Origin of the sequence: Limnospira sp. PMC 289.06, from assembly GCF_032350395.1 — a bacterium.
GTDB classification, from domain to species: Bacteria; Cyanobacteriota; Cyanobacteriia; order Cyanobacteriales; family Microcoleaceae; genus Limnospira; species Limnospira platensis.
In genome coordinates this window covers 1-832 of record NZ_JARPLC010000387.1, presented here as the reverse complement: position 1 = coordinate 832, position 832 = coordinate 1, and the positions used below count along the sequence as shown (strand labels likewise).

The window sequence follows — 832 nt, the reverse complement described above, 5'->3', positions numbered from 1 at the left end:
TTCCCATTGCTAAGTTTAATTGTTCCATGTCTGAAATAATTTCTTAGCTTTTCGTGACTTGCCTTTCCGCATCTCGATACTGTCCATGCCCTTAACATTTGCCAGATTATGAAGTCTAGCTTGTTGAAGGTCTCTGTTGAGACTACCGCTGAATAATAGTTTGACCATCCCCGAATAATTGGGTTCAGTTTGTTAATCAGGGCTGACTGAGGTGCTGTTTTATATTGTTTGATTACACCTTTTATCGCTTCTGTGTGGGCAACTGCTTTTTGACTGGGTTTTATATGAGTTTTATGTCCTAATGGTTTCCCATGTGGAGTCATCCCAGTTCTGTATTTTCCTACGGGATATTGCCTAATCTTGAAACCTAAGAAATCAAATCCGGGTTCCTCTGTTTTGCCATTATACTCAATAGATTTGAGTGTATTGCAGATTCGAGTTTTTTCAGGTTTAATCTCTAATCCAATAGGCTTTAGCCATTCAGAGATAGCAGTTTTGCACTGTTCAATGATTCCTAAGTCTTTGGATATGACTACAAAATCATCGGCATATCTTATTGCCATGGTATATGGTTTGTTGTTTTTGGGATACATTTTTCCTATTAACCTTCCCATTCCCAACAGTGCGATGTTGGCGAGTATTGGACTTATTACCCCTCCCTGGGGTGTCCCTGTTTCTGTATCCTCGAATACACCGTTGTCTAGCACTCCCGCTTTGAGCCATTGTTTCAGGTCTCTTTTTAGGCGGCTTGGACAATGAATTTTGGACAGTAGGTATTCATGGTTCACGGTAAGAGCATTTTGCTATATCAGCATCAAGAACATAATATTGT

1 protein-coding gene is annotated in these 832 nt (G+C 39.8%); it reads right to left on the bottom strand.

The genetic code is table 11. The features are described 5' to 3' along the window. Positions 1–788 (bottom strand): reverse transcriptase domain-containing protein (locus P5674_RS25365; protein ID WP_315670438.1); only part of this gene is annotated, 788 nt, incomplete at its 3' end. Positions 789–832: the final 44 nt, after the last annotated feature.